The 6,342-nt window shown below is 47.6% G+C and carries 8 protein-coding genes; 5 read left to right on the forward strand and 3 right to left on the reverse strand.

Features of this window, described 5'->3' with window-relative positions:
* Positions 1 to 284 precede the first annotated feature (284 nt).
* Complete coding sequence (locus A3751_RS12515; RefSeq protein WP_156492412.1) at positions 285 to 1,382, forward strand: AraC family transcriptional regulator; 1,098 nt, start codon at positions 285 to 287, stop codon at positions 1,380 to 1,382.
* Here A3751_RS12515 and A3751_RS12520 read toward each other — a convergent pair.
* Entirely contained in the window at positions 1,372 to 1,695 is a 324-nt protein-coding gene (locus tag A3751_RS12520) for a phage integrase N-terminal SAM-like domain-containing protein (RefSeq protein ID WP_082863233.1), read from the reverse strand. The two genes, A3751_RS12515 and A3751_RS12520, sit on opposite strands and share 11 nt — an antisense overlap.
* A 90-nt stretch (positions 1,696 to 1,785) precedes the next feature.
* Positions 1,786 to 2,049: an acyl-CoA-binding protein gene (locus A3751_RS12525; protein ID WP_068456515.1), complete on the reverse strand. Its 264-nt coding sequence runs from the start codon at positions 2,047 to 2,049 to the stop codon at positions 1,786 to 1,788.
* A gap of 164 nt (positions 2,050 to 2,213) precedes the next feature.
* Here A3751_RS12525 and A3751_RS12530 point away from each other — a divergent pair, with 164 nt between their 5' ends.
* From A3751_RS12530 to A3751_RS12545, 4 genes are all read left to right on the forward strand, one after another.
* Complete coding sequence (locus A3751_RS12530; RefSeq protein ID WP_068456517.1) at positions 2,214 to 2,705, forward strand: DUF4442 domain-containing protein; 492 nt, start codon at positions 2,214 to 2,216, stop codon at positions 2,703 to 2,705.
* Positions 2,706 to 2,765: 60 nt separating this feature from the next.
* Positions 2,766 to 3,842 carry an SMP-30/gluconolactonase/LRE family protein gene (locus A3751_RS12535; RefSeq protein ID WP_068491510.1) on the forward strand — a complete coding sequence of 359 codons (1,077 nt, stop codon included), beginning with the start codon at positions 2,766 to 2,768 and terminating at the stop codon, positions 3,840 to 3,842.
* Positions 3,843 to 4,012: 170 nt separating this feature from the next.
* The gene (locus A3751_RS12540; protein ID WP_156492413.1) at positions 4,013 to 5,347 is read left to right on the forward strand and encodes a DUF2254 domain-containing protein; all 1,335 of its coding nucleotides are present in this window, start codon (positions 4,013 to 4,015) and stop codon (positions 5,345 to 5,347) included.
* Positions 5,348 to 5,519: 172 nt separating this feature from the next.
* Complete coding sequence (locus A3751_RS12545; RefSeq protein WP_156492414.1) at positions 5,520 to 5,852, forward strand: hypothetical protein; 333 nt, start codon at positions 5,520 to 5,522, stop codon at positions 5,850 to 5,852.
* 168 nt (positions 5,853 to 6,020) lie between these two features.
* Here the strand turns inward: A3751_RS12545 and A3751_RS12550 are convergent.
* On the reverse strand, positions 6,021 to 6,342 hold a 322-nt coding region (locus tag A3751_RS12550), incomplete at its 5' end, for a TRAP transporter large permease subunit (RefSeq protein ID WP_156492415.1).

Below are 6,342 nucleotides of genomic sequence, written 5' to 3' on the forward strand. Positions count from 1 at the left end.
ATGATTACCACGGCATACGACATCCCGCCGGGTAACCGAGTCGTCTTGGCAATTGATACGAAAGACCCCTACTACAAATCGCCAACTTCTGCCGACTTCTATGTAGACTTTCAGTACAAGACAAGTGAACAGAACATCGTCACGATTCCTACTCTGTAGCTCATTCTTCGGCTAGAAAGCAGGGCCTATGCCCTGCTTTTTTGTTTCCGCTCATAAATCCACATTTCTGAGAGCGCTTACGCAGACCACGCAACGAACTCGGGATACACTATTAGGCGTCTATCTTGGTCAAAAGCAGTATGCGTCGATATCAGCGGTCCCCGGGACTGGCACTTGAACAATGCCGACTATTAGTCGAATTCGGTAAACTCAAGGGTTTGAGTACCGAGTCTTGCCTAAAGAACACCAACATCGATGATGCTATTTTCCAAGAAACAACATACGAGCCTACGGCGTCACAAGAACTACAAATCATCAGAAACATTACTCGTCTGATTTCAGAACCAGCAGATCGACTTGGCTATGAGGCCGGACGACGAAGCAAGCTCCATCATTACGGTCTCATCGGGCAAGCAATGCTTAGCAGCGACAATCTGCTGCACGCTCTCAACATCGCCCTGAGGTATTGCCAAGAGGTATTTCACTTTACGAATTACGCGAGCAGCAGTCAAAGTAAGATGCTATCAGTCGCGTGGCTTCCATATAAAAAAGACACGCTCAGCGTTGAGCACTTTTTAGTAGCGCGAGACCTTGGTACAGGTCTTTCTATTATCGAGCAAGTGACCGGAAGAAAACCTAAAGGGGTGATCGCCGCTCGCACCTTTTTTACCGATCGAAAATTGATTTTAGAGCTCAGGAACCAACTCGGCTGCGTATTAGAACACGCACCAAATGGCGCTGAACTAGTGCTGAATGCTCAGAGTCTTTTACAGCCCATGCCGCAACGTAATCCTCAAAGCTGCCGGGTTCTAGAGCAATTATGTTATGAGCAAATGCATTTACCCGAAGATTTACCACTGAAAGACAGTTTTACAGAACAGGTGGCTTACCATCTCAGAAAAAGCAAGTTCAGCTTGAGCCGTGACGACGTAGCCAAACAACTCAACATCTCGTCGCGCACTCTAGCGCGCTACTTACTGAATGAAAAAACCACCTGGCGCGAATTGATTGCAAAGATCCGGATCGATCATGCAAAACAGCGACTGACATCCAGCAAGCTTCCGATTGAAATTGTCGCAGAAGACGTAGGCTTTGGCTCAAGCAGCGCTTTTTCACTGGCATTTAGAAGAGCGACAGGCATGACACCGAGAGAGTTTAGAAAGCAGTTTACCTTAGCGGAAATCGCACCGACACCCGTGGCGAGCACAAGCACTAAGCGTTAGGAATGGTAAGTGCCGAGTGCGCGAGAGGACGTTTGAGCACTTGAGCATAAAAAAACTCCAAAGCACTTTTTGCTTGATTTAGTCGTGCTCGCGAGGGAGAAAGGCGACGCGTGATATGCCGTAAAAACTCTTTTACGTTTTTCTCACTCAAGCTAAAAGGGTTCGATAATCCGTTAAATGCAAGATATTGAGCGATCCACTGCTCATAAGTATGCGCTGTACGCGCGCACAATCTTGTTTTGATACTCGCTTTCGCTAACTCAGCTGAAAGACCCGGCTGCGCTTCATCTAGAACCACTTTTGCATCCATCATTCACCGCCTTTTATTGTTATGGTGATATTTCGCCGCGCACTTTACCAGAATATTTCAGCTGAGCAAATAAACTAAAATGACGAGCGTCAATTAGCCTTTCAATTCTTCAATGGCATCAATATATTGTTGCATTGCTTCATCTGCAGTACTGCCTTTGAGCTCTTCCCATGCAGAATATTTTGCACGATTGATAAAATCCATCATGCCCGGCTTTTTGCCTGTCACATCGCCTTCTGTTGCCTGTTTGTACAACGCATACATCTTAAGCTTAAGCTCATTCGATGGCTCAAAATCGCCCTCCGCGTTTTGCACATAGTTAACCGTTTCTTCGAACTTGGTTTTTAGATCAGACATAACAAAACTCCTTGAAAAAGAAGCCGCGATTATACAAAGCCCTGTCTCTGCTGGGTAGCACTTTCCGGTTAATTGACACCACTGATCCCACAGTTCAAACTTCGGCTCTCTTTAAGCAGCAACACACATTTCTAAAAGTTTGAATTTTCAAGGAGAACGCCTCGATGGCGAAGCAAAACAAACTGAACAAAATCGTAAGCAACATCAACAAGCTTCCAGAGTTTATGCGAAGCAAGGCGCTCACGACGCTGTTCGGAAAAACCGTCAAATACACTGGCACAACAGGTCAAAAGGTTGAAGCTCTGACGGAGAACCACGCAGTCATTACCCTAAAGAACAAAAAATCGGTGCAGAACCACATTGGTTCAGTCCACGCCGTCGCCAGCGTACTGATCGCAGAATCAGCAACGGGATACCTCATCGGGATGAACATCTCTGACGATTGTGTTCCGGTCATCAAAACAATAAAAGCGGATTACGTAAAGCGCGCGAAAGGCGACATGCGCGCTGAGGCGAAGCTCACCAAGGCACAAATTAAGGAGATCCAGTCATCCGATAAGGGCGAGACTGTCGTACCGGTTAAAGTGACAGACGCGGACAACAAAGAGCCGATTCTGTTTGAAATGACGTGGGCGTGGACACCGAAGAAACGATAGAGCCACAGAAAGCGAAGACAAGGATGTTCATTTCGCCCCCCTTAAACAAAGATAATAAAAATGAACATCCTAAAAATCGTATTAGCGTTAACCGTGTTATTAGCCGCCATTAGCGTCTGGAGAATGGCTCCACTTTTTAATTTAGACTACGCCGCAGACAGTACAGCGTCCTCCGAGATGTGTATCGCTGTAGACGCGCCTCCTGGTCTGGAGGATATCACCATCGACCAGGCAAGCGGCCTCGCCTACTTTGCGAATGACGACCGTAGAGCGTATCTCACCAAGGGCACTAGAGCATCGGAGAACGGCGCATTGTGGAGTCTCGACCTAAATGACGACACCCCAAGCCTTAAACCGATTACTGCGAACTACCCTGAGGTCTTTCACCCTCACGGGATTTCGTTGTTAAAAGAAGATGGCAAGCAGTATCTTTTCGTGGTCAATCACCCTTCGACCACTCAGCACCAGATAGATGTATTCGAGCTGTCAGGGTCGAACTCGGCGACGCTGATTGAAAGCATCACCTTCCCTGAATTGATCTCACCAAACGACGTGCATGCCGTTTCTCGACATCGTTTCTATATCACCAATGACCACAGCGCACCAAGACAAACGCTGGGTGAAAAAGCAGAAGACTTTCTGAGATTGGCGAAAACCAATGTGTTGTTCTACGACAATGGAACGGTGACGGAAGTGGTCAACGATCTATACATGGCAAACGGCGTGCTGACAAATGCAGAACAAACCAAGCTGTTTGTTGCCGAGTCGACCGGTGAGCGGATATCCATGTATACGCGTGAGAGTAGTGAAGCACCAGAGTGGACTCTGAATAATCACATTGCCTTAGACGTAATGCCCGACAATTTAGAGTGGAGTGAAAACGGAAAACTTCTTGTAGCATCACACCCTAAAGCTCTGGATTTTCTGCTCCACACCTTTGACCAATCCGTTATCGCGCCGTCCGTTGCCCATGCTATCGATGTTGAGAGCGGTTCCGTGGAAACGATTTATGCAGACGATGGAAGTATTCTTTCCGGCTCAAGCGTCGCTGCAAGCTATGACGGTCAAGTTTTGATCGGCTCGGTATTTGAACCAAAATACGTCCACTGCAAAGCACAAGAGCTGGCTAGTCGCTAGCTCTTGATCGCAAACAGCTGTGTCAGCATACTCTGATCGGTCGTGCTGCAGAACGGACAGCCCCAAGATGGCTCTTCCTTTACCTACGCTTGGTGTTACTGAAAGGAGCCGCGGTCTCGCAAAATACATCGTCCATTTCTATTTGTAGAAGATCTTAAACGGAGTTAAAGATGCAGAATCAAGAGTCGGTTTCTCTCGGAGGTATGGGGAATAAAGTACGCTTCGCATTAAACAGACTTGGGGAAAGGCTATGGGTTAAGCCTCTATTTTCCTGCGTTCTCTCTTTAATCGCTGTGATCGCCGCAGGTCTCGCGGATCAACTAGTTATATTTGATAACAAACTACCACACATTAGTTTTCAATCATTAGAAACGCTTTTGTCTGTCATGGCTGCCAGCATGCTTGTGATTGCGACATTTGCTGTTGGAGCCATGCTTTCCGCGTTCACATCGGCAAGCGATGCCGCAACGCCCCGCACCCTCTCTTTAGTGATCGCGGATGATGTCTCTCAAAACGCATTATCAACATTCATCGGTGCGTTCATCTTCAGCATTGTTGGACTAGTAGCACACCTGAACACCCTTTTTGAACAGCAGGGTACATTTGTGCTCTTTGTTCTTACGCTCGTTGTATTCGCCATCGTGATCCTGAGCTTCGTTCGATGGGTAGACCGAATTGCACGATTAGGTCGCCTTGGCGAAACGATTGGAAAAGTCGAGAACGTGTTGAATAACGTTCTCCAATCCTATGCAAAATTTCCAACTCTGTGTACCAAGCAGCCGGACGAAGAACCGACGGGAACGCCCGTATTTTCAGAGCATGTCGGTTACGTGCAGCAACTAGACGTTAAGCAACTGCAAGAACTGGCAGAAAAAAATAACTGCCGGATCTTCGTCCGCGCGCTTCCCGGTGAATTTATAAGTCTGGCTGAGCCTCTCGTTCTTGTTGACACAAGCGAAGCCGCCCTAGACGAGCAGTTAACGAGTGGAATAGCGCAAGCATTTCGTGTCGGCCGATCAAGAACCTTTGATGAAGACCCGCGTTTTGGGATGGTCGTGCTCTCGGAAATCGCCAGTCGCGCGCTGTCACCGGCGGTAAATGACCCAGGAACCGCCATCGATATTATTAGAACGATGGTACGTTTGATCTCTAAGTGGGCCATCACCCAACAGCGCTCCGCAGAAGATGGCTCGCAAGAGCAAGCGGTTATGTATGACCGAGTATTTGTACCCGAACTGTCGGTAAAAGCCTTATTGGATGATGCTTTCAGCGCGATTGCTCGCGATGGAGCAGGACTACGCGAGGTTACAGCATGCTTGCAAGAATCGTTTATCAGCCTGCGCCTGCTTGGTCACGAAGCCCTTGACCCTGCCGTCATCTACCACTCTGAATATGCTCTGGGATACGCCTTGTCGTCGCTTTGCCAGCAGGGAGATCTTGACCATATCCGTTCGCTCTCCGAGCAAGCACAGGCGAAGGACTTACGCTCATCGATGGTCTCTTAGTGAGCGCTCTGCGTTCTTGTCATGAGACTGATGAAAAGTTCCCACGTTTCATGAGACTTGGCTGCAGTGGCGGTCTGTTAAGACCAACATAACGAGCGGTGTTTTTTGAGTCTCTATACCAAACAATCAACTCAACGCGATCATGGTGTTTAGGTTGCAGCAGGAGCATTTAATGAAAAAGACAGTCAGCGCAATAGCGCTTTTGAGCGCCTTAAACGCAACGACAAGCCATGCTGAGTCGGAGGCGCAAATCGAGAATTGTAGGTCTATTTCACAGGTTGCAGAAGTCATCATGACCGCTCGCCAACAAGACATGCCTTTACCCGAGGTTATGCGCTTAGTGGTCGACGTAGAGGCCGAAACGGAAACCGATGAGAACGTCAAAAACGTGGTGAAGGAGTTGGTCAAAACAGCATATAAAGCCCCCATCGGACCGACAGAGGAAAGTCAAAAGCAGTATATAGCGGAATTCAGAAATCAAATATTCCTTAACTGTTACGAATAACCGTCTACTCGCCCTATATCTGGAAGAAAGATCAGACACTCCAGTACACGCTAAATAGACATCTGATCACTAGTATTACCCCATTTCCGTAGACACTTCTAAAATGGGGTAATACTCGAGAACTGACGCGACACATCAGCAGATTTGAATCTGCTCTGTTTTTTTTGCTTAAAGCAGACCAAAGAAGCCCGGGAAGAAAAGGATTGCTAAGACAACGAGCACCTGCAACACAATAAAAGGCATCACACCTCTATAGATATCGGCCGTTCGTATTTCAGGCGGTGCGACCCCCTTCAGGTAGAACAAACTAAAGCCAAAGGGAGGCGTCAAAAAGCTGGTTTGAAGGTTCATGGCAATCAAAATGGCAAACCAGAGCATACTGATGCCAAGCAGCTCGGCAATCGGTGCCAGTACGGGAACAATGATGAACGAGATTTCTACGAAATCAATAAAGAAACCGAGAATCAAGATCACCAGCATGGTGAGAATC

Source organism: Oleiphilus sp. HI0080, from assembly GCF_001635135.1.